The organism is Leisingera sp. ANG1, from assembly GCF_000203975.2.
In the GTDB taxonomy this organism is placed as follows: domain Bacteria; phylum Pseudomonadota; class Alphaproteobacteria; order Rhodobacterales; family Rhodobacteraceae; genus Leisingera.
This window is the reverse complement of record NZ_AFCF02000003.1, coordinates 408,738-432,935: the sequence shown is the minus strand read 5'-3', so window position 1 is coordinate 432,935 and position 24,198 is coordinate 408,738. Positions and strand designations below refer to the sequence as shown.

General features: G+C 64.8%; 22 protein-coding genes. 6 read left to right on the top strand and 16 right to left on the bottom strand.

The window, feature by feature from the left end; all coding sequences use genetic code 11:
* Nucleotide 1: 1 nt before the first annotated feature.
* The 3 genes from GC1_RS08095 to GC1_RS08085 are packed head-to-tail and all read right to left on the bottom strand — an operon-like array spanning nucleotide 2 to nucleotide 3,069.
* Nucleotides 2-901, bottom strand: a complete 900-nt coding sequence (locus GC1_RS08095; RefSeq protein WP_019296495.1) for a carbohydrate ABC transporter permease — start codon at nucleotides 899-901, stop codon at nucleotides 2-4.
* A complete protein-coding gene (locus GC1_RS08090; protein ID WP_019296496.1) occupies nucleotides 894-1,766 on the bottom strand; it encodes a carbohydrate ABC transporter permease in 873 nt (290 codons plus the stop codon). Before GC1_RS08090 ends, GC1_RS08095 begins: the two co-directional genes overlap by 8 nt.
* A gap of 58 nt (nucleotides 1,767-1,824) precedes the next feature.
* Nucleotides 1,825-3,069: an ABC transporter substrate-binding protein gene (locus GC1_RS08085; protein WP_019296497.1), complete on the bottom strand. Its 1,245-nt coding sequence runs from the start codon at nucleotides 3,067-3,069 to the stop codon at nucleotides 1,825-1,827.
* 229 nt (nucleotides 3,070-3,298) lie between these two features.
* On the opposite strand from GC1_RS08085, the gene GC1_RS08080 reads away from it, so the two are divergent.
* Nucleotides 3,299-4,033, top strand: coding sequence for a response regulator transcription factor (locus GC1_RS08080; protein ID WP_019296498.1), 735 nt, complete (start codon nucleotides 3,299-3,301; stop codon nucleotides 4,031-4,033).
* 5 nt (nucleotides 4,034-4,038) lie between these two features.
* Entirely contained in the window at nucleotides 4,039-5,481 is a 1,443-nt protein-coding gene (locus tag GC1_RS08075; RefSeq protein ID WP_019296499.1) for a sensor histidine kinase, read from the top strand.
* A 13-nt stretch (nucleotides 5,482-5,494) separates the two neighbouring features.
* Here GC1_RS08075 and GC1_RS08070 read toward each other — a convergent pair whose 3' ends face one another.
* The 13 genes from GC1_RS08070 to ehuR all read right to left on the bottom strand — a co-directional run bounded on the left by GC1_RS08070 (nucleotide 5,495) and on the right by ehuR (nucleotide 18,983).
* Nucleotides 5,495-6,868, bottom strand: a complete 1,374-nt coding sequence (locus tag GC1_RS08070; RefSeq protein ID WP_019296500.1) for an aspartate aminotransferase family protein — start codon at nucleotides 6,866-6,868, stop codon at nucleotides 5,495-5,497.
* 153 nt (nucleotides 6,869-7,021) lie between these two features.
* A complete protein-coding gene (locus GC1_RS08065; protein WP_019296501.1) occupies nucleotides 7,022-8,497 on the bottom strand; it encodes an NAD-dependent succinate-semialdehyde dehydrogenase in 1,476 nt (491 codons plus the stop codon).
* Nucleotides 8,498-8,611: 114 nt separating this feature from the next.
* Nucleotides 8,612-9,091, bottom strand: a complete 480-nt coding sequence (locus GC1_RS08060; RefSeq protein WP_019296502.1) for an Lrp/AsnC family transcriptional regulator — start codon at nucleotides 9,089-9,091, stop codon at nucleotides 8,612-8,614.
* A gap of 12 nt (nucleotides 9,092-9,103) precedes the next feature.
* Nucleotides 9,104-10,096, bottom strand: coding sequence for a N(2)-acetyl-L-2,4-diaminobutanoate deacetylase DoeB (doeB, locus tag GC1_RS08055; protein ID WP_019296503.1), 993 nt, complete (start codon nucleotides 10,094-10,096; stop codon nucleotides 9,104-9,106).
* A gap of 3 nt (nucleotides 10,097-10,099) precedes the next feature.
* Entirely contained in the window at nucleotides 10,100-11,287 is a 1,188-nt protein-coding gene (gene doeA, locus GC1_RS08050) for an ectoine hydrolase DoeA (RefSeq protein WP_019296504.1), read from the bottom strand.
* A gap of 19 nt (nucleotides 11,288-11,306) precedes the next feature.
* A complete protein-coding gene (gene eutC, locus GC1_RS08045; protein WP_019296505.1) occupies nucleotides 11,307-12,299 on the bottom strand; it encodes an ectoine utilization protein EutC in 993 nt (330 codons plus the stop codon).
* Nucleotides 12,292-13,299 (bottom strand): hydroxyectoine utilization dehydratase EutB, encoded by a 1,008-nt coding sequence (gene eutB / locus GC1_RS08040; protein ID WP_019296506.1) that lies wholly within the window; start codon nucleotides 13,297-13,299, stop codon nucleotides 12,292-12,294. Before eutB ends, eutC begins: the two co-directional genes overlap by 8 nt.
* An 18-nt stretch (nucleotides 13,300-13,317) precedes the next feature.
* Nucleotides 13,318-14,082, bottom strand: a complete 765-nt coding sequence (gene eutA, locus GC1_RS08035; RefSeq protein ID WP_019296507.1) for an ectoine utilization protein EutA — start codon at nucleotides 14,080-14,082, stop codon at nucleotides 13,318-13,320.
* Between the two features lie 10 nt (nucleotides 14,083-14,092).
* Nucleotides 14,093-14,530: a universal stress protein gene (locus GC1_RS08030; RefSeq protein WP_019296508.1), complete on the bottom strand. Its 438-nt coding sequence runs from the start codon at nucleotides 14,528-14,530 to the stop codon at nucleotides 14,093-14,095.
* Nucleotides 14,531-14,542: 12 nt separating this feature from the next.
* The gene (locus GC1_RS08025) at nucleotides 14,543-15,829 is read right to left on the bottom strand and encodes a TRAP transporter large permease (RefSeq protein ID WP_019296509.1); all 1,287 of its coding nucleotides are present in this window, start codon (nucleotides 15,827-15,829) and stop codon (nucleotides 14,543-14,545) included.
* 10 nt (nucleotides 15,830-15,839) lie between these two features.
* Entirely contained in the window at nucleotides 15,840-16,406 is a 567-nt protein-coding gene (locus GC1_RS08020) for a TRAP transporter small permease (RefSeq protein ID WP_019296510.1), read from the bottom strand.
* A 70-nt stretch (nucleotides 16,407-16,476) separates the two neighbouring features.
* Nucleotides 16,477-17,493 (bottom strand): TRAP transporter substrate-binding protein, encoded by a 1,017-nt coding sequence (locus GC1_RS08015; protein WP_019296511.1) that lies wholly within the window; start codon nucleotides 17,491-17,493, stop codon nucleotides 16,477-16,479.
* A gap of 95 nt (nucleotides 17,494-17,588) precedes the next feature.
* A complete protein-coding gene (gene ehuR / locus GC1_RS08010) occupies nucleotides 17,589-18,983 on the bottom strand; it encodes a MocR-like ectoine utilization transcription factor EhuR (protein WP_029204841.1) in 1,395 nt (464 codons plus the stop codon).
* Nucleotides 18,984-19,373: 390 nt separating this feature from the next.
* Here ehuR and GC1_RS08005 point away from each other — a divergent pair, with 390 nt between their 5' ends.
* Genes GC1_RS08005 through GC1_RS07990 form a run of 4 tightly spaced genes read left to right on the top strand, consistent with a single transcriptional unit; the run spans nucleotide 19,374 to nucleotide 24,187 of the window.
* Complete coding sequence (locus GC1_RS08005) at nucleotides 19,374-20,693, top strand: serine/threonine protein kinase (RefSeq protein ID WP_019296513.1); 1,320 nt, start codon at nucleotides 19,374-19,376, stop codon at nucleotides 20,691-20,693.
* A gap of 11 nt (nucleotides 20,694-20,704) precedes the next feature.
* Nucleotides 20,705-22,045: an FHA domain-containing protein gene (locus GC1_RS22830; protein WP_019296514.1), complete on the top strand. Its 1,341-nt coding sequence runs from the start codon at nucleotides 20,705-20,707 to the stop codon at nucleotides 22,043-22,045.
* Entirely contained in the window at nucleotides 22,029-23,000 is a 972-nt protein-coding gene (locus GC1_RS07995; RefSeq protein WP_019296515.1) for a PP2C family protein-serine/threonine phosphatase, read from the top strand. The genes GC1_RS22830 and GC1_RS07995 overlap by 17 nt, the downstream gene beginning before the upstream one ends.
* Entirely contained in the window at nucleotides 22,997-24,187 is a 1,191-nt protein-coding gene (locus GC1_RS07990; protein WP_019296516.1) for a hypothetical protein, read from the top strand. The genes GC1_RS07995 and GC1_RS07990 overlap by 4 nt, the downstream gene beginning before the upstream one ends.
* Nucleotides 24,188-24,198 lie beyond the last annotated feature (11 nt).

The window sequence follows — 24,198 nt, the reverse complement described above, 5'->3', positions numbered from 1 at the left end:
TTTACCCTTTCACAGAGCCAGCGGTCAGGCCGCGGATGAAGTATTTGCCGGCAACGGCATAGACCAGCAGCGTCGGCAGCGCGGCGATGATCGCGGCGGCCATGTCGACGTTGTATTCCTTCACGCCGGTGGTCGAATTGACGATGTTGTTCAGCGCCACGGTCACCGGCTGGGTGCCCGCCTGGCTGAAGGAGACGCCGAACAGGAAGTCGTTCCAGATCTGGGTGAACTGCCAGATCACGGTGACCACGATGATCGGCAGGCTGAGCGGCAGGAAGATCGACCAGAAGATCCGGAAGAACCCCGCGCCGTCCACCTTGGCCGCCTTCACCAGGTCCTGCGGGATGGTGACATAGAAGTTGCGGAAGAACAGCGTGGTAAAGCCGATGCCATAGATCACATGCACGAAGATCAGCCCCGGAATGCTGCCCGCCAGCCCCATCAGCCCCAGCATCCGCGCCATCGGCAAGAGCACCACCTGAAACGGGATGAAGCAGCCGAACAGCATCAGCGAGAAGATCAGGTTGGCACCGCGGAACCGCCATTGCGCGATGACATAGCCATTGGCCGCGCCCAGCATGGTGGAGATCGCCACCGCCGGCACCGCGATCACGACGGAGTTCCAGAAGAACGGGCGCAGGCCCTCGCATTGAATGCCGGTGCAGGCCTCCGACCAGGCGGTGCGCCAGGCGTCGAAGGTGACCTCGCGCGGGAAGGCGATCAGGCTGCCGGTGCGGATTTCCTCCAGGCTTTTCAAGGAGGTGGTGATCATCACAAAGAGCGGCATCAGATAGAACAGGGCAAACAGGCCAAGGAGGGTGAACAGCGTCCAGCGCAGGGCGAAGTGGCTCCAGTTGCGGCGGCTGGCTGCGGCGGCGGGGGCAAGCGTCACGTCAGTCATGTTTGGCCCTCAGCTCAGAGTAGAGATACGGAACGATGATCGCGAACACCACGCCCATCATGACCATGGCAGAGCTGGCCGCCTGGCCGATATCGCCGCGGGAAAAGGCCATCGTATACATATAGGTGGCGGGCAGATCGGTGGCATAGCCGGGGCCGCCGCCAGTGAGGGCAATCACCAGGTCGAAGCTCTTGATCGCCAGATGCGCCAGCACGATGAAGGCAGACAGGAAGATCGGCGCCATCGAGGGGATGATGATCGCGGTATAGATCCGCCAGGTGGGGATGCCATCGACCTGTGCGGCCTTGATGATCTCGCCATCGACCCCGCGCAATCCGGCCAGGAACAGCGCCATCACAAAGCCGGACGCCTGCCAGACACCGGCGATGACCACCGCATAGATCGCCTTGTCCGGGTTGATCACCCAGTCGAAGGTGAAGCTGTCGAACCCCCAGCCGCGGACCATGGCCTCCAGCCCAAGGCCGGGGTTCATGATCCACTTCCAGGCGGTGCCGGTCACGATCAGCGACAGCGCCATCGGATAAAGGTAGATGGTGCGCAGGACGCCCTCGGTGCGGATCTTCTGGTCCAGCAGGATGGCCAGCATCAGGCCCAGGACCATCGAGATCAGGATGAACAGGGTGCCGAACACAAACAGGTTCGACATCGCGGTGTCCCAGCGCGGCGCGTTGAACAGGCGCTCGTACTGGATCAGCCCGTCGATCTCGTATTTCGGCAGCAGGCGGGAGCGGGTCAGCGATACCCAGGCGGTCCAGGCAATGAAGCCGTAGACAAACACCAGTACCGCAATGAAGGACGGTGCCAGCACCATCTTCGGAATATGACGTTCAAGCCATTCAGTCATGGTAACGGCCCTTGAATAGGTGGCCCCGCATCCCGGAGGACGCGAGGCCCGGGGGAGATCAGAGCGAGTTGGCGACTGCGTCGGCCAGCATCTGCACGGCCTCAGCCGAGGACATGTCCGAGTTGAAATGCGCGGTCACCACGTCGGTGATGGCGCCGGACTGCGCGCCGCGCAGGGCCATGCCGTGGGCATAACTGGGCAGCAGCGAGCCATTGTCCGCGCTGTCGCCCATGTCCTTGGAGGACAGATGGGCGCAAGTGTCAAAGGCATCCAGTTTCACGTCCACCCGCGCCGGGATCGAGCCCTTGTTGAGGTTGAACACCTCCTGGAACTTCGGCCCGACGATCAGCTTGGCCAGAAGATCCTGCCCGGCCTGCTTGTCCTCGCCGTCGACCTCGAACATGGCAAAGCTGTCGACATTATAAAGGAAACCGTCGCCCGGCACCGAGGCGCAGAGGAAATCCTTGCCCGGCTCCTTGCCCGCGGCCAGGAACTCGCCCTTGGCCCAGTCGCCCATGATCTGGAACGCCGCCTCGCCGTTCATCACCATCGAGGTGGCCAGGTTCCAGTCGCGGCCCGGGAAGTTGGCGTCCACATAGCCGCGCATCTTGCGCATCTGGTCAAACACCGCGGCCATCTTGCCGGACTTCAGGGTGTCCATGTCCAATTCGACAAAGGCCTTGCGGAAGTCCTCCGGACCCAGGATTCCAAGCGCCACGGCCTCGAACACGGTTGCGTCCTGCCAGGCCTGGCCGCCATGCGCCAGCGGGGTGATGCCTGCTTCCATCAGCTTGTCGGCGGCGGCGTTGAAGTCTTCCCATGTCTGGGGCATTTCGATGCCGTTGGCCTCCAAGAGCGCGGCATTGGCCCAGATCCAGTCGACGCGGTGCACGTTCACCGGTGCTGCGCACCATTTGCCCTCGCATTTCATGTGTTCGGCGATCGAGCCGGGCAGCACGTCCCCCCAGCCCTCGGCCTCGGCCACGGAGGAGATATCGGCGAGCACGCCTTCTTCATACCATTCCTGGATGGCGGGGCCTTTCAGCTGAACGGCAGTGGGCGCGTTGCCGGAGAGAACCCGGGCGCGCAGTGCGGTCATTGCTGCATCACCGCCGCCGCCGGCCACCGGCATGTCGGTCCAGGTGCCGCCGTTGTCGGCAAATTCCTGTTGCAGGACCGCGGCCGACTTGGCCTCGCCGCCGGATGTCCACCAGTGCAGAACTTCGGCCTCCGGCCCGGCCACAGCCGGTGCCGCACAGGCCAGTGCCACGGCCGATGCGGCCGCAAAAGCGGTGTATTTCATCGCTCATTCCTCCCTTATGTGACGGCTGCTCCCCGCAGCCTTCACCAGCCAGCTTGCCCGCTGGCAATGCTGCATTTCAATTGCCCAGCGGGGGCTGGGGTGCGGGCCAAAGCAGATTTTCCATCAAGCTGTTACCTGTTGTTACGCAGCAATTGATTTTGTTGCATGATGTTACAAACAAACAGCCGGGACGGCCACACGGGGCGGTTTTCAGGGAGGAGAGCAACAGATGGCGATTCCGCGGCTTCTGGTGGTGGATGACGACGTTGAGACGCGCATGATGCTGACTCAGTACCTGCGTCAGAACGGCTTTATCGCCCTGCCTTGCGGCAGCGAGGCGGAGATCCGCGAGCAGATCGGCGCGGGCCGGATCGACCTGATCCTGCTCGACGTGATGCTGGGCGATGAAAACGGGGTGGAGATCTGCACCCGGCTGCGCAGTGAGCAGGATGTGCCGATCATTCTGGTGTCGGCGCTGTCCGCCGATCACCAGCGGATGGCGGGGTATGAATCCGGCGCGGATGATTACATTGCCAAACCGTTCAACCCCGATCTGCTGCTGGCGCGCGTCCGCGCCGTGCTGCAGCGGGCGCGGCGGTCGTCGTCGCTGATCTACCGGCGCAGCGTGGCCACCTTCCGCTTTGGCGGCTGGACCTATGACGCCAAGCGGGATGAGGTGATCTCTCCCGTCGGCGTGCAGGTGGCGCTGTCGCGGCGCGAGACCGGGTTGCTCAAGGTGTTCCTGGCCAACCCGCATATTCCGCTGACGCGTGAGGAGATTGCGGCGGCACTGGATGTGACTGGTGACGGCGGCAATGACGAGGGCTCGGGCCGCGCAATTGACGTGCTGGTGGGCCGGTTGCGCTCCAAAATCGAAGACACCCCCAAGGCGCCAACGCTGCTGCGCACCGAGCGCGGCACCGGCTATGTCCTGGCGGTGGATGTTGAGACTGGCGGGGACTGAGGCCCGTGGCGCTGCGGCTCAGAATCCGGGGGCTGATCCTGCTGCCGCTGGCCTTTGCCGCCGGGCTGGGCGGTGCCTGGGGCTGGTTCCACTCCGGCGCCAGCTGGCAGGCGCATCTGACTCGCGCTGCCATTTCCGGCATTACATTGGACGCCACCCTGCGCCGCGGCGCGCCGCCGCCTGCGGGGGTGACAGTAACGTCCGTGGCGCCGGAACAGGCTGCGTCCCTGGCCGCTGGCGATTATCTGCGGCTGCAGGGGATCGCGAAGCCTTCCCTGTTCACCAATGTCTCGATCTTGGACAGCGGCCCCGATCCCCTGTCAGGGGAGGTTCTGGCGCTGGTTATCGCCTCCCCCGCCCTGCGGTATCCGGTGGCGGAACTGCCGCCCGCAGGAGGAGCCACCGCGGCAGAGAAACTGGGGGCGGTTACCCGGCTGCTGGCTACCTATTGCAGCGAGCCGGTGATCTTTGCGCGCGCGGGCTATGGCCCCTGGCAGCGGGTCGACGGCACTGCCGTCTGGGGCTGTTCTGCCGCGCCGCGCGACCTGCGCCTGCCGGCGGTTCTCTTGTCGCTGCTGGCCCTGGCGGTGCTGGCGACGCTGGTGATGGACACCTCGGCCCATTTCGACCGCTTCGCCCGCGCCCTGCGCCACCGCCGCCGGCTGGGCGGGCCGGACGCCTATGCGATGCAAGGCCCCGGCGAGCTGCAGGAGATCGTCTCAGCAGTGAACAGCTATCTGGAGACAGAGCGCGAACAGCTTGCCAGCCGCGCCGCGGTGCTGTCCGGGATCAGTCACGACCTTGGCACTCCCGCCACCCGGCTGCGGCTGCGTGCGGCGCTGATCCAGGACGTGGAGCTGCGCCAGAAGTTCGAGGCGGATCTGGACGCCATGACCGGCATGATCGAAAGCGTGCTGACCTACACCCGCGCCGAGATGAGCGCCGAGACCCCGCGCCGCCTGTCGCTCAGCTCCTTGGTGGAGGCGCTGGCGGCTGATTATCAGGACATGGGCAAACCGGTGGAGCTGCTGCCGCCGGAGCCGCAGGTGGCGGCGGGCGGGCGGTCCGTTTTTACCTCTGCCCCCGGCCAGAGCGCGGTGCCGCAGGGGCAGGTAATGCTGGTGGTGGCGCGCCCGGTGTCGCTGCAGCGGGCGGTCACCAACCTGATCGACAATGCGCTGAAATATGGCCGCCGCGCCGCCATCAGCCTCAGTTCCACTGCCGATCACGCGATCATCACAGTGGAGGACGAAGGCTCCGGCATGACGGCGGCGGAGATCACCGAAGTGATTGCCCCGTTCCGGCGCGGCGAAAACACCCGGGCCATCGACGGCTTCGGGCTGGGGCTGACGATTGTTGCCACGGTGGCGGAACAGCACGGCGGGCGGCTCACTTTCGAGGACGGCAGGCGGGGCCTGCGCGCCGTCCTCGAGATTTGCCGCAACTGACCGGCGGCGGGCGTTACCCCAGTACTGCCTTGACCGCGCGCAAGGTGGCGTCGACCACCTGATCGGCCTCGGCGCGGGTCAGGCAGAACGGCGGTGCAAAGCCCAGGATGTCACCCTGCGGCATGGCGCGGGCAATCACCTTGTCCTGCTCCAGGAGCTTGGCAGAGATCTGCGGCCCGATCTTGTCAGCGGCATCAAAGAAGGTGCGGCTGTCCTTGTCCTTCACGAACTCCACCGCACACAGCATTCCCTCGCCGCGAACATCGCCCACGTTGGCGTGAACCGAGAGCGCCTCTGCCATGGTGGCGTTCAGATAGGCACCGGTTTCGCCGGCATTGGTGACAAGGTTCAGCTCGTCGATCAGCTTGAGGTTCGCCACTCCCGCCGCCGCCCCGATCGGGTGCGCGGAGTAGGTCCAGCCGTGGCCGATCGGGCCGTTCTCATCGGTGCCCTGCTCCAGCACCTTCCACATCTTGTCGGAGACGATGGACCCCGAAAGCGGCGCATAGGCCGAGGTGAGGCCCTTGGCGATGGTGATGATGTCGGCCTCTATCCCGTAGTGGTCCGAGCCGAACATGGAGCCGAGCCGTCCGAAACCGGTGACAACCTCATCCGCAACCAGCAGGATGTCGTGTCTTTTCAAGACCGCCTGAATGGCTTCCCAGTAGCCCGCGGGCGGCGGCACGATGCCGCCGGTGCCCAGCACCGGCTCGCCGATGAAAGCGGCGATGGTGTCTGCGCCCTCGCGCTCGATCAGCGCTTCCAGTTCCGCCGCGCAATGGGCCACGAACTGCTCTTCGGTCTGATCCAGGTTGTCGCGGCGGTAATAGTACGGCGCCTCGGTATGGATCACCTGCTCCACCGGCAGGTCGAACTTCTTGTGGAACAGTTCGAGGCCTGTCAGCGAGCCGGTGACCAGCCCAGAGCCGTGATAGCCGCGCCAGCGGGAGATGATTTTCTTCTTCTCGGGGCGGCCCAGAATGTTGTTGTAGTACCAGATCAGCTTGACGTTGGTTTCATTGGCGTCCGAGCCGCCAAGGCCGAAATAGACCTTGGACATGTTCGCGGGCGCGCGGTCCAGGATCATCTTGGCCAGTGTGATCGAGGCCTCGGTGCCGTGGCCCACGTAGGAGTGGTAATAGGCCAGCTCCCGCGCCTGATCAGCGATGGCTTCAGCGATCTCCTGGCGGCCATAGCCCACGTTTACGCAGTAAAGACCCGCAAAGGCATCGAGCAGCTTGTTGCCATCACGGTCTTCGATGAACACGCCCGAGGCAGTTTTAATGACCCGGTTCGGGCTGTCGCCGCGGGCGTGCTGCGCCAGATGGGTCGAGGGATGGAAAAAGTTCTCGCGGTCCCACTGGTCAAGCTGGTCGTTCTTCAGCATTGGTGTTTTCCTTCTCAAGTTCTGCGGCAAACCGGAATTCTGCGAGAATTCCGGCCCGGATTCCGGCGCGGAATCCGGGATGTCCCGCCTGTGTCTGACACCCGGATTTGCCGTGCAAATCCGGGCCGGACTCCGCGCCGGAGTCCGGTATCCTCACGCCCAGTCGCGGCAGACGTATTTAACCTCGGTGAATTCCTCCATGCCCAGCCGCGCGCCTTCGCGGCCCAGGCCGGATTGCTTGGTGCCGCCAAAGGGGATCGGCGCGCCGGTCACCTTGGTGCGATTGACCGCCACCATACCGTATTGCAGCGCGCGGCTGAGACGGTAAATGCGGCGCGGGTCCTGGCTGTGGACATAGGCGACCAGCCCGTATTCGCTGTCATTGGCGCGCGCCACCGCTTCCTCCTCGGTGTCGAAGGGGGTGATGGGGGCGACGGGGCCGAAGGTCTCCTCCGACATGATGCACGCATCTGCGGGCACATCGGTCAACACGGTAGGCTCAAAAAACAGCGGACCCAATGGGTGCCGCTTGCCGCCGCAGGCCAGCGTCGCGCCCTTTGCCAGCGCATCAGCCACATGCTCTTCCTGCTTTTGAACTGCCTTTTCATTCATCAGCGGGCCAAGGTCGCAATCCTCCATGCCTTTGCCGATGGTCAGCGCCTGGGCGGCTGCGGTGAAGCGGGCGCAGAATTCTGCATAGATCGGGCGCTCCACATAGATCCGGTTGGCGCCGAGGCAATCCTGGCCGGAGGTGGCGAATTTGGCCTTGATGGTTTCGCTGACGGCCTTGTCCAGATCACAGCCCTTGAAAACGATCACCGGCGCGTGGCCGCCCAGTTCCATCACCAGATGCTTCACCGTGTCCGCCGACTGGCGGTAAAGGAGCTTGCCCACCTCAGTAGAGCCGGTGAAGGAGAGCGCCCGCACGCGGGTGTCGCGGGTCCAGGGTGCAACGATCGCGGGCGCGTTGCCGGTTACCACGTTGAACACGCCGGGCGGGAAGCCTGCGCGTTCTGCCAGTTCCGCCAGCGCCAATGCGCTGAAGGGGGTCTCAGCCGATGGATGTGCCACCACGGTGCAGCCCGCCGCCAGCGCAGCGGCTGCCTTGCGCGTCAGCATGGCAGAGGGGAAGTTCCAGGGCGTGATCAGCGCCGCCACCCCCACCGGCTCGCGCCACAGCTCCACCTCTGCGTCTGGCAAATGGCTGGTCACGCCTTCGATGTTGGGGCGCTTGGCTTCTTCTGCGTAGAACTCCACAAAGGCAGCGCCATAGTCGATTTCGCCGCGCGCCTCGGATAGCGGCTTGCCCTGTTCCAGCACCATGATGCGGGCGAGGTCTTCTTTGTGTTCTAGCTGCAGCTCAAACCAGCGGCGCAGGATGGCGGCGCGCTGTTGCGGCAGCATCCCGGCCCAAGCCGCAAAGGCCGCCTGCGCCGCATCCACCGCGGCAGAGGATTCTTCTGCTGAAAGGCTGGCCACATGGCCAAGCTCTGCGCCATCGGCCGGATCGCAAACCGGGAAGGTCTCGCCATTGGCGGCGGCGCGCCATTTGCCGCCTATGTAGGAAAAAGAGCGCACCAGGGCCTTGTCGGCAATCCCGGTCCGGGCTGAGAGCGCGGTCTCTGTCATGGCTGTCCTCCTCATGTCTTGCAGAGGAATGTGCCTGACGCGGGCAGAGGATGTGACTGAAGTTCAGGGGCGGTGCAGAAGAAACAGCTGCCGCTCAGGGATATTTGCGCGGGATCACCCCTGCTCCAGAAGAATGTCCAGCGGCGGCGCGCCCGTGCCCTTGACCGGCTTGGTCACCACATAGGTGAAATAGCGGGAAAGTCCGATGCGGGCGTCCAGCATCTCATCGATCAGCCGTTGATAGGCGTCGATGTCGCGGGTGACGATCTGCAGCAGGTAGTCGAACCCGCCCCCCAGCGCCCAGCAGGCGGTGACCTCCTCATAGCGCTGCATCGCAGCCTCAAACGCGCGGAAGCTGGCGGCGGTGTGGTCGGCAATCTCAGCCGCGACAAAGACTGTCACATGCGGCGCCAGTTTGCGCAGGTTGATACGGGCGCCGTAGCCCTCGATCAGCCCGGCCTGTTCCAGTTTCTTCAGCCGGTCCCAGCAGGGGGTCGGCGACAGGCCGATCCGCACGGCCAGCGCGGCCTTGGTGATGCGGCCCTCGGTGGAGAGCACGCGCAGAATGTCGAGATCGCGCTGGTCCAGTTGCATGCCTTCCGCCTATCAGCCGGCGGTGACGCCGACAACCGCAACGCAGTCGCCGGATTTAATCAGCCCGGGGAAGTGGCGGCTGATCAGGAGGCCGGCACGGCGGGCGCGGTATTCCACCGGCGGCTGGCCGGTGCGGTCCAGAGGCCAGACGCGGGCTAGGAGATCACCCTTGGCAACTGCTTCGCCGAGGTCTGCCATGATCTCAAACAGTCCGTCGCCTTCGCTGAACAGGAAGCAGTCATCATCCGGCATCGTCAGATTCACGGTCTCGTCCAGCTGCATTTCGCCACGCAAAATACCCGCATGGATCAGCACATTGCGCAGCCCCTTCTTGGCGATGGCATTGCTACGCGCAGATGACGACCCGCCGCCGCCAAGTTCCGTTGTGACCAGGACCTTGCCCATTTCCTCGACCGCAGTGTCATACATGCCGGCGCTGTCGATCTCCAAAAGCTCCACCGAATAGGGCGCATTGAAGGCCTTCATTGCGGCAAAACACGCCTCCTGCGTGGATTTGTCATCAAGGATATGGGCGGCGGCGAAGGGTACGAAATCCAGCGTTTTGCCGCCGGAGTGGAAATCCACCGCCAGGTCTGCCATCGGCATGAGTGTGCGCTGGAAGTAGTCGGCGATCTTCTCTGTCACGGTGCCGTCCGGGCGGCCCGGGAACGACCGGTTCATATTGCCCTTGTCGATGGGCGAAGTGCGGGTCCCCGCCCGGAAGGCCGGGTAGTTAAAGGCCGGTACGATGATCAGCCGGCCGGTGATGTCCTCCGCCCGCGTGGTTGCCGCCAGTTCCTGAAGCGCAATCGGGCCTTCGTATTCGTCGCCGTGGTTGGCACCTGTCAGAAGTGCGGTCGGCCCCTCGCCGTTCTTGATCACCGTCAGAGGGATCATCACCGAGCCCCAGGCAGAATCATCGCGGCTGTAGGGCAGCTTCAGATAGCCGTGGTGCACCCCGTCCTGGTCCAGCGGGATGGTGGGGGAAATTGGATTTTGCTTCATGGCTCAGTCCTTCACGAACATCTTGCGCGGCACATCGGACAGGCATTCCGGCCCGTTCGCCCCGATGCGGATGCTTTCGGTGATCTCAAATCCCCAATCCTCCATCCAGAGGCCGGTCATGAAGTGGAAGGTCATGTTCTCCTCTAGGACCGTGGTGTCACCCGGGCGCAGCGACATGGTGCGCTCGCCCCAGTCCGGCGGGTAGGAAACGCCGATCGGATAGCCGGTGCGGTTGTCCTTTTCGATGCCGTATGTCTTCAGCACCTTGAAAAACGCCTTGGCGATATCCTCGCAGGTGTTGCCGGCCTTGGCCATTTCCAGCCCGGCCTCCATCCCCTCTAGCACGGCCTTTTCGGCGTCCAGAAAGGTCTGCGTCGGCTTGCCCAGGAACACGGTGCGCGACAGCGGGCAGTGGTAGCGGTGCACCACGCCTGCGATCTCGAAAAACGTGCCCTCGCCGGATTTCATCGGCAGGTCGTCCCAGGTCAGATGCGGCGCAGCCGCGTCAGAGCCGGAGGGCAGCAGCGGCACAATCGCCGGGTAGTCGCCGCCAAAGCCAAGCTCCGCGTCATAGCGCAGGCCTGCGTCATAGATATCGGCCACCAGATCGCATTTGCGCATACCCGGTTCGACACGCTCAAAGATCCTCTGGTGCATCCGCTCCACAATCTTGCCCGCCTGCCGCATGTAGGTCAGCTCGGCCTCGGATTTCACCGCCCGCTGCCAGTTTACCAGCGCGTTTGCATCGCCGAACCGCGCATTCGGCAGGTGCTTTTGCAGGGATGCATAGGCCGCGGCGGTGAAATAGTAATTGTCCATCTCAACGCCGACCGCGCCGCCGTCCAGCCCGCGGTCTTTCAGTTGCGCCGACAGGTAATCCATCGGGTGGCGCTCGGTCGACTGCACGTAGTGATCCGGGTAGCCGATGATGTTTGCAGGCTCCATCCAGCATGTGCGCAAGGCGCCATTGGCGTCCTGGCCGCGCCCGTACCAGACCGGCTCACCGTCCAAGCCGACGACAACGCATTGATGCACATAGAAGGACCAGCCGTCATAGCCGGTCAGCCAGTTCATGTTTGAGGGATCGGTGACGATCAGAAGGTCAAGCCCGCGGCGGGACATTTCGGCCCGGGTCTTGTCGAGGCGCGCCTGATATTCTGCGCGGGAGAAATACAGCTTGGGGTCTGCCATATGCGTGGTTCCTGGTTGATCAGCTGGTGAAAGTGGCGCCAGCCCCCGCCGCATCAGCGCGGGAGCCTGCAAGCGTTGCGATGGCGGTGTCCTGCACACCGGTTCCTGTTAGGTCGGCAATGATCAGTTCGTTGTCCGACTGGCGACCGGGGGCCTGCCCTGAGGTGATGGCTCCCAGTTCCGTAAAACTCTGGTGCCCGGCGATCAGCCCCGCGGCGATGGCGCTGCGCAGCTCGCCCTTGACGGCGCATTGCGCCTGGCTGTCGGGCACATAGAGGTCCGCCTTGGTCAGACAGGCAGGCTCCAGCTCGCATTTGTGCTCCTGGTCGGAGCCCATGGCGATCACCAGCTGGCCGGGCCGCAGCCATTCCGCCTGGACCACAGGGTCGGCTGCTGGGGTTGTGGTGACGACAATATCCGCCCCGGCAACCGCCTGCGCGATGTCGGCAGCGGCGGTGACATCAATTCCCAGCTCGCTGCGCAGGCTGGCCGCCGCGGCCTCTGCCTTGGCGCTTTCCCGCGCCCAGATGACGGCGTTTTGAATGCCGCGCACCAAGGTCATCGCTTTCAGCTGCATCCGCGCTTGCACACCTGCGCCAATAATGCAGACGCGGGACGCATCCGCCCGCGCGAGGTGGCGCGCTGCGACCGCCCCCGCCGCAGCGGTGCGCACATCAGTGAGATAGCCATTGTCCAGAAGCAGCGCCTCTAAAAGGCCGGTCCGGCTGGAGAACACCACCATCAGCCCTGTGGTGCTGGGCAGGCCCAGCTTGGGGTTGTCGAAAAACCCCGGGCTCATCTTCATCGCAAAGCTGTCGATCCCCGGCACATAGGCGGTCTTCACGCAGACCTCGCCTTTGTGATCGGGCACCGGCAGCGTCATGATCGGCGGCATCACAACCTTGCCGCCGGCAAGAGTGGTGAAGCCCTGCTCGACACAGTCCACCGCATCCGCGTCCAGCGGCACCAGATCGCGCAGCTCCGCTTCGGTCAGGATCTTGATGTCAGGCATCCGCGCCTCCCTTGCTCTCCGCCGCCACATCCACATCTTCACCATCGATGATGCGCTTGTGCAGGTCCATGGCGATGTTCTGGCCGCTCACCAGCACCGCACAGCGCCCTGGATTGCCTATCTTGCCCGCCAGCAGCGCCGCAATACCAACACTGCCGGAGCCCTCGATCACCAGCCGCTCCTCGAAATAGGCATGGCGGATGGCGGCCGCGATTTCCGTCTCGGAGAGCAGCACCACATCATCGACGAATGCCTTTGTCATTTCAAAGGTATAGGCATTTTCCAGCCCGATCCCGCCACCGAGCGAATCTGCCAGCGTCGGCAGCTCCTCAACCTGCACCGGCCTGCCGGCCTGCAGGCTGGCGTGCATCGCAGCGCCGCGCTCCATGCTGACACCGATCACCCGGATCGCCGGGTTCACCGCCTTCATCACCATCGCCACGCCGGAAATCAGCCCGCCGCCCGACAAGGGCACCAGCACCGTCTCCAGATCCGGCGCCTGCTCCAGCATTTCCAGCGCCACGGTGCTTTGCCCGGCAATGATATCGCGGTGGTCGAACGGCGGCAGCATGGTCATGCCCCCGGCCACCAGCTTGTCGACTTCGACCTGCGCATCATCCTGCGAGCGGCCTATGATCCTAACCTCGGCGCCGTGGGACTTGATGCCCTCGACCTTGTTCTGCGGCACCAGTTCCGACATGCAGATAATGCAGCGCACCCCGGCCTGCGCCGCCGCATAGGCCAGCCCGCGCCCGTGGTTGCCGGTGGAGACGCCAACCACTCCCGCCGCGCGCTGCTCTTCGCTCAGGGCCAGCACCGCATTGGTTGCTCCTCGCAGCTTGAAACTGCCGGTGATCTGGCTGCTTTCCAGCTTCAGCGAGACCTGCCCGCCGCTCCGTGCGCTCAGCACGGGTGAGGGCGCCATCGCCGTCCGCCGGACCCGCGCGGCGATCCGCGCCCGGGCCTGATAGCTGTCCTGAAGGGTGATTTTCTCAGTCATTGAACCTGTCTTGTCTTGTTAGAGTTCAAACAGCCGGCCGTAGCCCGGCACCTTATCCGTTACCCCGGCCAGCCGCAGACAGCGCCAGACCATCGCCTGGTTTGAGCTGACCACCGGCTTGCCCAGCTGGTCCTCGATCCGCTGCACGCAAGCAGCGGCGCGCAGTGCGGTGCAGGACAAAAACAGCGCATCAGCCCCTGCATCGCAGGCGGCAATCCCCGCCTCGATGATGCTGTCCTCGGAGATCCGCGCCATCTGGCGGTCGTCGGTCAGACCGAAACAGGCGGCATTCACCACCTCCGGCCCGTGCGCCGAAAAATACTGTGCCATCTCTTCGGTGACCGCGGGGCTGTAGGGGGTCAGCAGTGACACCCGCTTGGCCCCCAGCGCGGCAAACGCATCAAACGCGGCAGAGCTGGGGGTGACGCAAGGCGTGTCCGGCTTGGCCGCGTTCAGATACCGAGTCACTGCATCGTTGCCCAAGACGATGGAGGCCGCGGTGCAGCCGTAAGCCACCACATCCACCTCTTCCCCCGGCAGGATCTGCGCCGCCGCCTCAGCCAGCCGCGGGCCGGTCTGCAGCAGCGTCTCCTTTGTGGTCGGGTTCTCGAATTTGATGCGGTTCACATAGACGCCCACCCGGTCCGGGTCGCAGAGCCGGGCAAAGTCGCGCTCTGACGTGTGGTCGGTCGCCAATGCCACCAGCGCGATCCGCTTGGGCACCGGGCGGTCGTCCAGCCGGGCAGGAACCCGTGAGGGCGTGGCATGGATATCAAGAGCCATTTTCTGTTTCCTAAACAATAAGAACCGGGGTTTCCGCCAGGCTCGTCACCTTGTGTGAGACACTGCCCAGCAGGACGCCCTCCAAGGAGCCAAGCCCGCGGCTGCCGATCACAATAAGGTCATGCCCGTGCTCTTCGGCGAAGCCGGTGATGGTGCGCGCCACCGGGCCGCCTTTGACAAAGGCGCGGTGGTTTTGAACGCCGCCCTCCGCCGCCAGCGCCTTACCGCGTTCGGCCACCTCTCGGGCGTGGCTGCGCATGACATCATCCAGATCTTCGGGTTGATCCGGGCGCACCACATGCATCGAAGCCTCCAGCAGCGAGTGGTGGCGGTAGACCGTCAGCAGGGTCAGCGCGGCGCCGCACAGCTGCGCCAGCTCTGCCGCCTTGGCGAGCGCGGCCTCCGCCCCTTGGGAGCCGTCAAAGGGCACCAGAATGGATGTGAACATCGCCGTGCCTCCTTATTTGGCAAAGGCCAGGTCGCGCAGGAACAGCGCAATCTGCGGGAAGAAGATCAGCGCCACCGACACCCCCAAAAGCATCAGAATGAACGGCGGGGTGCCGCGCACCACCTCTGCGTAGGGGCGCTTGAACACGGCAATCGCGGTGAAGATATCGCAGCCGAACGGTGGCGTGGCCGATCCGATGGCAACCTGCAGGGTGATGATGGTGCCGACCAGCACCGGGTCCAGCCCAACCGATTTCACTACCGGCGCAAACACCGGCACCAGCACCAGGATCACCACGATGGGGTCGACGAACATGCAGCCGATGAAAAACGCGATGGAGATCACAAACAGCACCCCGATGGCGCCCATCTCAGCAATGCCGATGGCCCCCAGGATCTGCTGCGGCACCTGTGCGAAGGAAATCACCCAGGAAAACGCTGCTCCAGCCCCCACCAGGATGAACACGATGGCAGTGATCAGCCCGGTGGATTTGGCGGTGTCATAGACATCCACCAGCGTCATCGAGCGGAACACCAGCACCTCCAGGACCAGAGCATAAAGCACACAGGCCGCTGCCGCCTCGGTCGGGCTGAACACGCCGCCGTAGATGCCGCCGATGATGATCACCGGGAACCCCATCGGCCACAGCGCCTGCCGCATAGTCCTCAGCCGCTCGCTCCAACTGGCCTTGGGCTCTGCCGGTACATTGTTGCGCACGGCATAGATGTAGGCATAGACGGAGAACAGCAGCAGGATCAGCAGCCCCGGCCCGATGCCCGCAATGAACAGCTCGGCAATCGAGGTGCTGGAGACCACGCCGTAGATGATCATGCCGATCGACGGCGGGATCAGAAAGGCGATGTCGCTGGCATTAACGATCAGGGCCAGCACAAAGCTGTCCTTGTACCCCGCCTGCAGCATCCGCGGCCGCAGGGGCGAGCCGATGGCGACGACGGTTGCTTGAGTCGATCCCGACACCGCGCCGAACATGGTGCAGGCGGCGGCGGTGGAAATCGCCAGCCCGCCGCGGATATGCCCCACATAGGCCATCACGACATTGATCAGCCGCCCGGCCGACTGGCCGCGGGTCATGATGTCGGCGGCAAAGATGAACATCGGCACCGCAATCAGCGAAGCAGGCCGGATTCCCGCCAGCATCTGCTGCACCATGGTCTCTGTCCGGGCGAGATCGCCGAACAGCATCAGAAAGCCGATGAACGCGCCGGCAATCAGCGGGATCATCATCGGAAAGCCCAGCAGGAGCAGGACAATCATGGTCAGAAAAATGGTTGCAGCCATGGGTCCGTCCTCAAATTTCGATTTCTTCTGCGTCCTCGTACCCTTCCTGCACGTGGGTCGAGAGATAGATGCCGGGGGACGTCAGATTGCGCACAGCGGTCAGCAGGTACTGGGCGCCGGTCATGAAGAAGCCCGCAGGCACCCAGACCAGGATGACCCAGACCGGGATCTGCAGGGCGGGCAGAACACGCCCGCGCGACGCCTGCGCGCCGATGTATTTCACCGCGTAAAAGCACAGCAGAAACATGAAGCCCGCGGTGACCAGCGAAATCACCACCACCATCACCTTGCGCAGATGCGGCGGCAGCAGATCATAGACCGCTGACATCCGGATGTGGCGGGCATTGCGGGCGGCATAGCTGATGCCGGCAAAGGTGATCAGGATGATCAGGATCCGGTTCAGCTCTTCGGAAAAGAAGATCGAGTTTCCCAGCACAAAGCGTCCCACCACATTGGCCACGGTATTGGCCGCCATCAGCAGCACGCCGGCGGCCAGCAGGAACGACTCGATGCGGCTGATGGCGCTGTCGATCACACCCAGGAAACCGGGCAGCGCGGAGTCATGTGTCTGGTGCATTCCTTCCTCCCCGAGGTCTGCGCACCGCTGAGCAGGCAATACCTGCTCAGCAGCGATTGCAATGAAGGCCTCAGTTGGCGGTGGCCGCTAGATCCGCTTTCATCTGCTCCAGGATCGCAGCGCCGCTGTCGCCGGTCATCTCGATGAACTTGGCTTCAACCTCTGCCGCGGCCTCCTTGAAGCAGCTGCGCTGCTCATCGGTCAGCACCGTCACCTGCATCTCAGGCTTGGCCTCCATGATCTTCGCCAGCTCGGTCTCTGCCGCCTGCTGCTGGTAAACCACGGTGTGGTCATAGGCTGCCGTGGCCGCATCCTGCACCAGCTGCTGATCCTCGGGGGAGAGGCCGTCGTAGAAGTCCTTGTTGGCCATCACTGCGGTGGTGAAATTGTTGTGGCCGGCATAGGTGATGTAATCGGTGACCTCGTAGATCTTGGTCGAGTAGAGGAAGAACGTCGGGTTCTCCTGGCCCTGGATCACATTGGTCTGCAGACCGCCGTACACCTCGCCCCATGGCAGCGGCGTCGGGGTGGCGCCAAAGGCCTTGTAGCTTTCGACCAGCAGCGGGTTGGTCATCACCCGGAACTTCACCTCGTCCAGATCGGTGCAGGTGGTCACCGGCGTCTTGGTGGTCATCGCCACCTCGCCCTCGGGGAACATGTTCAACAGCTCCAGCCCCTGATCGGCATAAAGCGGCTTGAACATACCGTTGATCGCCTTGCTCTCCTTGTAGAAGCGCGCCAGGTGGTCCTGATCGGTCGGCAGCAGATAGGGCACAAAGAACACCTGTGCCTCAGGGATCAAGGAGCCGGTAAAGCCCGGCGATTGGTCGACGAACTGCAGGATGCCGTCCTGGGTCTGCTCCATGATGTCGGCGGATTCGCCTAGGGTGCCATAGGGGAACAGCTGGATCTCGTGATCCGAGTGCGCCTCGATCTCTTCCTTGAACTTCTGCGCATAGACGCCCTGCACATCGGTCATCGCCTCCTCAAAGGCATACCGCCAGGTGTCCGCCTGCGCCGCGCTGCCCGCCAGGGCAATGCCCGCCGCCGCCAGGGCGGCGAAGCTGAATGTGACTGTCTGAGCCATGATTTCCTCCCAAGTCTCACCGGTGCCTGAGCACCGCTGCGACAGACTTGAGAGGAATTGTACTGCATGTCAATTTTTTTATTGTTGCAGGACAATCAATATGTGAAGGGCGCGACCCCTTCCGGCGGGCGGCCCAGCATTCCGGCGATCAGCTCCAGCGCTTGGCGGAAGCGGTCCTGATCCTGCACGCTGCCCAGCGACACCCGCACCGCGTTCTGCGGTGGGGTTTTGGGCGTCAGGAACGGCGCATCCGGGGCGACCGCCACTTTCAGCTCCTGCGCGTAAGAGACAAAGCTGGCGGTGGTCCAGCCCGCGGTCAGCGGCAGCCACAGGTGCAGCGCCGACGGATGCCCCTGCCAATCCCAGCCCTGCAACACCTCTTCGGCAATGGCATACCGCTCCGCCAGAGCCCGGCGCTGCCACTGGGCCAGCTCCAGCGCGGTGCCGTCCTGCACCCAGCGGGTGGCCAGCTCGCACATCAGGGGTGTCGCCATCCAGCCGAACACGACAATCCGCCCGGTCAGCGCAGGAAGAAGATGCTCCGGCGCCGCCAGGTAACCGGCGCGCAGCCCCGACACCGTGCATTTGGTGAAGGTCGTCAGGTAAATCGACCGCTCCGGCGCCAGCGCCGAAACCGGCACGGGGCGGTCCTCCGCCACCGGGCCGAAGGCATCGTTTTCGATGATGTGCAGATCATATTTGCGGGCAATCTCTACCAGCACCCTGCGACGCTCTTCCGGCATCATCCCGGCAGTAGAGTTGGCCAGAGACGGCAGCAAAAACAGCACTTTGGGCGATTGCTCCCGGCAGTAACGCTCCAGAGCGTCCGGCAGAATGCCATCGCTGTCCGTCTCCAGTCCGGCCAGGGTCAGCCCCAGATAGGAACAGCCCGACACCAACAGGTGATGGGTGATCTTGTCCGACACCACCGTGTCGCCCGGCCGGGTCAGCGCCGACAGCGCCGCCGACATGCCGTGGCTCACACCGTTGGTCATTATGATCCGCTCTGCCGCCACCTCCAGCCCGCAGATCCTCAGCCACTCTGCCCCGGCAGCCCGGTGCAAGTCATGACCCACGTTCGGACGGCACGACAGGAAGTAGCTCGGATCCAGCGCCTCCGGCAGTTCCGCCAGGGCCTGCTGGAACCGCTCCGCGTGCTGTTGCGAAAACAGTGGCCGCGAGATCGACAGGTCAAAGCCGCCGCCCTGTTCCGAACTCAGCTGAAACGGCTGGTCATTATTCGTATCGGGGTCCAGAACATAGCTGCCACGCCCGACTTGGCCGTCGATCAGGCGCTGCCTGCGCAGCCCCTCATATGCCTTGCTCACGGTGTGCACGCTAAGCCCTAGTTCCTCAGCCATTTTGCGGTGGGTCGGCAGCTGCGTGCCCTTGGGGAGCCTGCCGTCCGATATGGCCCTGGCAATGGCTTGCGTAAGGCTGGCGTGAAGGGGCGGGGTCAGGCTGGCGGGGTCAGGGTACCATATTGTCATGCGACAATTGTACCGGTGATTGGCTGCAAAGCCCATCACAATTTCCTGCCAAGTTGTTTTTGCGGAGAATCAGCTGCAGCCAGTGCGTTTGCAGGGGTCCGGTCTGTATCGCGGCCCTGAGGGTCTGTTGCCGATACCAGAGCGGCCCGTTCTGTGCGGCGGGCCTCCGCCGGGGGAGATAGCCCTGCAGTTTAACTAACTTCAAAGCAACTAGCCGGTGCGCTGTTAACCCAATGTTTGCTGCCCTTTTGAGAGGATTGCGGCGAAAATACGGCGGATCTGCCGCAATTGCCCGAATGGAGCCGTGAACATTCCCCATTCCGCCGGCAGCGTTAAGGTCCGCCCGCGCCCTTTTGGCCGGGGACCGAGCTGCCAGGAGGAAATGACGCCGTGCCGCACGACCTATCTTCCGCCGATCCGGCGCACACCTGCGAACTGCCCTGCGGCTTCAAGCTGCTTCAGGGCCAGTACCAGATTGAGCGCCCGCTGATCAGCGGCGGCTTCGGCATCACCTATCTGGCGCGCGACAGCCTGGAGCGGCGGGTGGTGATCAAGGAATGCTTTCCGGCGGGGCTTTGCCGCCGTAACGGGCCGGAGGTGGAACCGTCGGCGCCGGAACACGCCAAGTCCTGCCGCAACGTGCTGCGCGCCTTCCTGCGCGAGGCGCATCTGCTGGCCCGCGCCGAGCATCCCGGCATCGTCGGCGTGCATCAGGTCTTCAAGGAAAACCAGACCGCCTATATCGCGATGGAGTTCATCGACGGGCTCGACCTGCTGACCGTGCGTGAGGAGCAGCCGGACCGGCTGACCGCGCCGGTGCTGCGGCAGATCCTGACCCAGGCGCTGGAGGCGCTAGGCTGCGTGCACAAGCTGGGCATTCTGCACCGCGACATCTCACCCGACAATCTGCTGTTGGGCCAGGATGGCACCCTGACGCTGATCGACTTCGGCGCCGCGGCGGGCAGCACCCCCAAGGACGATACCGCACTGCCGATGCTGCTGGCGGTCAAGGACGGCTATTCGGCGCATGAGCTGTACAAGCCCGACCTGCCACAGCGCCCGGCCTGCGATATCTATGCGCTCGGCGCCACCTTCTATTACCTGATCACCGGGGAACCGCCCGCGGGCAGCCAGCAGCGGCTGAATGCGGTGATGGCGGGCAACCCCGACCCTTGCCCGCCGCTGCTGGGCGGGCCTTGGGCAGCGGATCCGGCATTGCTGGCCACTGTTGACCAGGCGATGTCGGTGCCGCCCGCCGAACGGTTCCAGTCCACCCGCGCCTGGGCAGAGATGCTGGCGGAATGCGATGCCGGGGATCCGGTGGCGGAGGCTGCGGGCATGCCGGGCGAAGATCCTGACCCTGCCGATAATGGCGCTCTGGACGCAACCATCGCCGACCTGGTGGCCGCGACCAACTCCAGCCTGACTCCCGGCCAGCCGCGCACCGCGCGCAAGGAGCCGGTGCCCGCCGCTGAGCCAGAAGCCCCCCGCCAGATGGTCAACCTGTTTGGCGAGCCGGTCAGCGATCTGGAAGCCTGGCTGGCGGAGGAAGACGCCCGCACGCGGCGCAGCCGCAACGCGCCTGCCGCCGAACAGCCGCCGGCTTCGGCAGCAGACAGCGGCGCAGAAGCGGACAAACCCACATTCGCAGGCCGCCTGCGCAGAATTTTCGGGTTCCAGGACGGCACCCCGGCAACCGTTAAGAACTGAAGGGAACGGCAATGAAATTCATCAAGGATATCATCGGTGAGAAGCGGGAACGGGTGCGGGCGGAAGCCGTAGGCCACCCCGCCGCCGAACCGGTGCAGCCGCCTGCGCGCGACCCGTTTGACAGCCTCGCTGCCGCACCTGAGGCGGAGCAGCCCAGCGTGCCCTTCAGCCTGGACCGCGGTTTCCAGCTGGACCCGGAGCCTGAGACCGCGGGAGAGGACTATGTTCTGCCCGAGGATTTCCTGGAGGAAGACAGCCCGGAAGGCGCCCGTCAGGACGGGCCGCAGGACAGCGCGGAGGAGTATCTGGACAGTCTGGGCGAGCCAGGGCCGGAGGACGACGCCATCGCCGCCTTCTTTGCCCGTGAACAGGCGCAGGATGCCGCCCCGGACCCGGCCCCAGCTGCCCCCGCCCCGGAGTATGCTGAGGCCGATGATCTCTTCGCCGCCGAAGGCGGAGACGAAAACGAAGATGTTTATGCGGAGGCGGAAGACGGCGAGGAACCGGACGCCTTTGCAGAGGAGCCGGACTTCAGCCGCCTGCAGCAGCAGGAGCCCGCCGCGGAGCAACCTGAAAGCTACCGGGTTTTCCACCGCAAGTCCGCATCTGCCCCTCAGCCGGAAGTGCAGCCCGAACCGGAACTGCTACCTGAACCGGCCCCGCAACCTCAATACGGAATGGATGCACCCGCGCCGGCCCCCGCAGAGGCACAGCCAGCCCCTGTACCTCAGATGCAGTCAGCCCCCCCGCCTGCAGCCGAGGCGCCGCAGAAAACCGCGCCTGCTCCGCAGGCCGCTGAGCCGCAGGATCCGCATGCGGCCGCGGCACCGATCGACGTGCCCGCGCCCTCGATGGGCCGCGGCGCCAGCCGCGCGGGCCGGGTTAAAACCCGACTTCTTGGTTTCAGCCCGGCCCAGGCGCCCGGCAGCGACCCGTTCGCGCGCAGCACCGAGGAGGCTGCGCCCGGCTACACCCAATTCCCGGTCGGCTGGCTGGCGGTTGTGCAGGGGCCGGGCCGCGGTGCTGCCTTTACTCTGTTCAGCGGTGTGACGGTCATTGGCCGCGGCGAGGATCAGACCGTGCGGCTGGATTTCGGCGACAACAGCATCTCGCGCGACAACCACGCCGCCATCGCCTATGACCCGGAGCAGAAGGCGTTTTACATCGGCCACGGCGGCAAGGCCAACCTGGTGCGCCGCAACGGCCGTCCGGTGCTCAGCACCGAAGAACTGGCGGCCGGCGACGAGATCCGCATCGGCGAAACCACCCTGCGGTTCGTGCCTCTGTGCGGTGCCTCTTTCGGCTGGGATCAGCCGCAGCAAGGTGAAGGTTCCAATGCTGCATTCCGCTGACCTGGAGTACGACGCTGCAACGGCCATCAGCCAGGGCCGCCGTGAGCGTCAGGAAGATGCTGTCGCCGCCGATTTCCTGGCTGGCGCCGGCACCGGCTTTGCGGTGCTGGCCGACGGCATGGGCGGGCACGCGGCCGGCGATGTGGCCGCCAGGATCGTAGTGACGGAGGTGTTTGCGGAGCTGAAGCTGCGTACGGGCGAGCCAGAACAGCTGGAGCCCGCCATCGGCGCGGTGCTGCACAGCGCGGCCGACGGCGCCAACGCGTGCCTGGGCGAATATGCCAGCCACCAGCCGCAGGTACAGGCGCAGGGCATGGGTGCCACCCTGCTGGCGCCGGTGCTGTTCCGCGACCGGCTCTACTGGATTTCGGTCGGCGACTCGCCGCTGTATCTGTTCCGCGACGGTGCGCTGATCCGCCTCAATGCCGATCATTCGATGGCGGCGGAACTGGAGAAGCTGGTCGCCCGCGGCCGCCTGGATCCGGCTGAGGCCGCTGCCCACCCGGACCGCCACTGCGTCACCTCGGTGCTGACCGGCGCCGATATACCGCTGGTCGACTGCCGCAGCGCACCGGTGCGGCTGCAACACGGCGACATCGTGCTGGCCGCTAGCGACGGGCTCTTGTTCCTGGCAGAGGAGGAGATTGCCGAAGTGCTGGCCGCCGAATGCCACAGCCCAAGCGCCCGCATCGGTGCGGCGCTGATGCGGCGGCTGGAGGCGCTGGACGCGCCGGAGCAGGACAACGCGGCTTTTTGCGTGATCAAACCATTCGACCCGCGGGCGCCTGGACCTGTCGTTGCAGACGCTCCTGCGGCGCCAGCGCCGGAACAGCAGCCGCCCGAACCCGCCGCCGCACGCCAGCGTGCAGGCCGACGGGTTGTCACCTTCATGGCCGCATCCTCCTGGCGCGACGCGCCGGAGGCGGGCCGCAGCAAAACGGATGCATCCGCGTGAGCCTTCCCCAGAGAGACATAAGCCCGCTGGCAGGCCAGCTGGAACAGACCCTCAGCGCGGGCCGTCTGCCCACGGAGGTCAGCGGCTGGGGCAGCAAGCTGTTGCAGCGCCTGCGCCAGCCGGTGCGGGTGGCGGTTGCAGGGGCTGCCGGCAGCGGTAAATCCGCCCTCATCGACATGCTGCTTGGCCGGGTTGTGATCGGCCGCAACGGCGGCGGCCTGCTGGTTGATGTCTGTTATGGCACCGAGGAAATGGCAGAAATTGAGACTGCCGCGGGCAAGCGGCTGCAAATGTCCGGCTTGCTGGCGCAGATGGAGCTGCCGCAGGACGCCTGCCGGGTGCGCCAAACTCTGACCGATCCGCGCCTGCGCTGGCACAGCTACCGCGAACTGCCGCTGGCAGGTCCGCAATCCGAGCGGCAAGACATGCTGCAGCAGGCCGCCGCCAGCGCCGACATCATCCTGTGGTGCAGCCAGGAATTCACCGCAGGTGAACAGGCGCTCTGGGCCGCGGTGCCGGACAGCACCAAGGATCACAGTTTCCTCGTGCTCACCATGGCCGACCGTCTGGTGATGCGCGGCACCCTGCCTGCCTTGATCGAAACGCTGGAGCCGGTGGCGGCAGAGGAGTTTCTGGGCGTCTACCCGGTTGCCGCGATCCAGGGGCTGACCGCCCGCACCGCCGGGGCCCCGCAGGACGGGCTGTGGCGTTCCAGCGGAGGCAGGCAGCTGAGCGAGGATATCCAGCGCCAGGTCGACCAGGGCCGCGCCTCTGACGTTGATCAGGCAGAGCTGCTGATCCGCCAGTTCGGCGGCACCCTGCCAGCTGAGACTGCGCCTGCTGTTCCGGCGCCGGCGGCTGCCGCCGCACCGCAGGCTGCCAGCCTGGCCGCTGCGCTGGATCAGCTGCAAACCGGCGCCGAGGCGATGCTGGCCGAAGCCGAAGCCGCCGGCGGCCCGCAGGCCGCCCCGGTCCTGGCGCAATGCATGGAGATGATCCGCAGCCTGTCCCAATCGCTCGACGCTATGCCCGCCAGCGCCGCGGTGGAGGCTGCCCGCGAGGCCGCGCAGGACGGCGAGGAAATGCTGATGCTGTGCCAGCTGGAACAGGACGAGGACGCGGCGGTCGATGCGGTGACGCTGCTGATCCAGCTGAAGAAGGAACTGATGGTAGAGCCGCCCGGATAGGGGCGCAAAAC

Bases quoted from the DNA above. Each gene is read 5' to 3' on its own strand.
- GC1_RS08095 (WP_019296495.1), bottom strand. From the start codon at position 901: ATGACTGACGTGACGCTTGCCCCCGCCGCCGCAGCCAGCCGCCGCAAC.
- GC1_RS08090 (WP_019296496.1), bottom strand. From the start codon at position 1,766: ATGACTGAATGGCTTGAACGTCATATTCCGAAGATGGTGCTGGCACCG.
- GC1_RS08085 (WP_019296497.1), bottom strand. From the start codon at position 3,069: ATGAAATACACCGCTTTTGCGGCCGCATCGGCCGTGGCACTGGCCTGT.
- GC1_RS08080 (WP_019296498.1), top strand. From the start codon at position 3,299: ATGGCGATTCCGCGGCTTCTGGTGGTGGATGACGACGTTGAGACGCGC.
- GC1_RS08070 (WP_019296500.1), bottom strand. From the start codon at position 6,868: ATGCTGAAGAACGACCAGCTTGACCAGTGGGACCGCGAGAACTTTTTC.
- GC1_RS08065 (WP_019296501.1), bottom strand. From the start codon at position 8,497: ATGACAGAGACCGCGCTCTCAGCCCGGACCGGGATTGCCGACAAGGCC.
- GC1_RS08060 (WP_019296502.1), bottom strand. From the start codon at position 9,091: ATGCAACTGGACCAGCGCGATCTCGACATTCTGCGCGTGCTCTCCACC.
- doeB (WP_019296503.1), bottom strand. From the start codon at position 10,096: ATGAAGCAAAATCCAATTTCCCCCACCATCCCGCTGGACCAGGACGGG.
- doeA (WP_019296504.1), bottom strand. From the start codon at position 11,287: ATGGCAGACCCCAAGCTGTATTTCTCCCGCGCAGAATATCAGGCGCGC.
- eutC (WP_019296505.1), bottom strand. From the start codon at position 12,299: ATGCCTGACATCAAGATCCTGACCGAAGCGGAGCTGCGCGATCTGGTG.
- eutB (WP_019296506.1), bottom strand. From the start codon at position 13,299: ATGACTGAGAAAATCACCCTTCAGGACAGCTATCAGGCCCGGGCGCGG.
- eutA (WP_019296507.1), bottom strand. From the start codon at position 14,082: ATGGCTCTTGATATCCATGCCACGCCCTCACGGGTTCCTGCCCGGCTG.
- GC1_RS08030 (WP_019296508.1), bottom strand. From the start codon at position 14,530: ATGTTCACATCCATTCTGGTGCCCTTTGACGGCTCCCAAGGGGCGGAG.
- GC1_RS08025 (WP_019296509.1), bottom strand. From the start codon at position 15,829: ATGGCTGCAACCATTTTTCTGACCATGATTGTCCTGCTCCTGCTGGGC.
- GC1_RS08020 (WP_019296510.1), bottom strand. From the start codon at position 16,406: ATGCACCAGACACATGACTCCGCGCTGCCCGGTTTCCTGGGTGTGATC.
- GC1_RS08015 (WP_019296511.1), bottom strand. From the start codon at position 17,493: ATGGCTCAGACAGTCACATTCAGCTTCGCCGCCCTGGCGGCGGCGGGC.
- ehuR (WP_029204841.1), bottom strand. From the start codon at position 18,983: ATGACAATATGGTACCCTGACCCCGCCAGCCTGACCCCGCCCCTTCAC.
- GC1_RS22830 (WP_019296514.1), top strand. From the start codon at position 20,705: ATGAAATTCATCAAGGATATCATCGGTGAGAAGCGGGAACGGGTGCGG.
- GC1_RS07995 (WP_019296515.1), top strand. From the start codon at position 22,029: ATGCTGCATTCCGCTGACCTGGAGTACGACGCTGCAACGGCCATCAGC.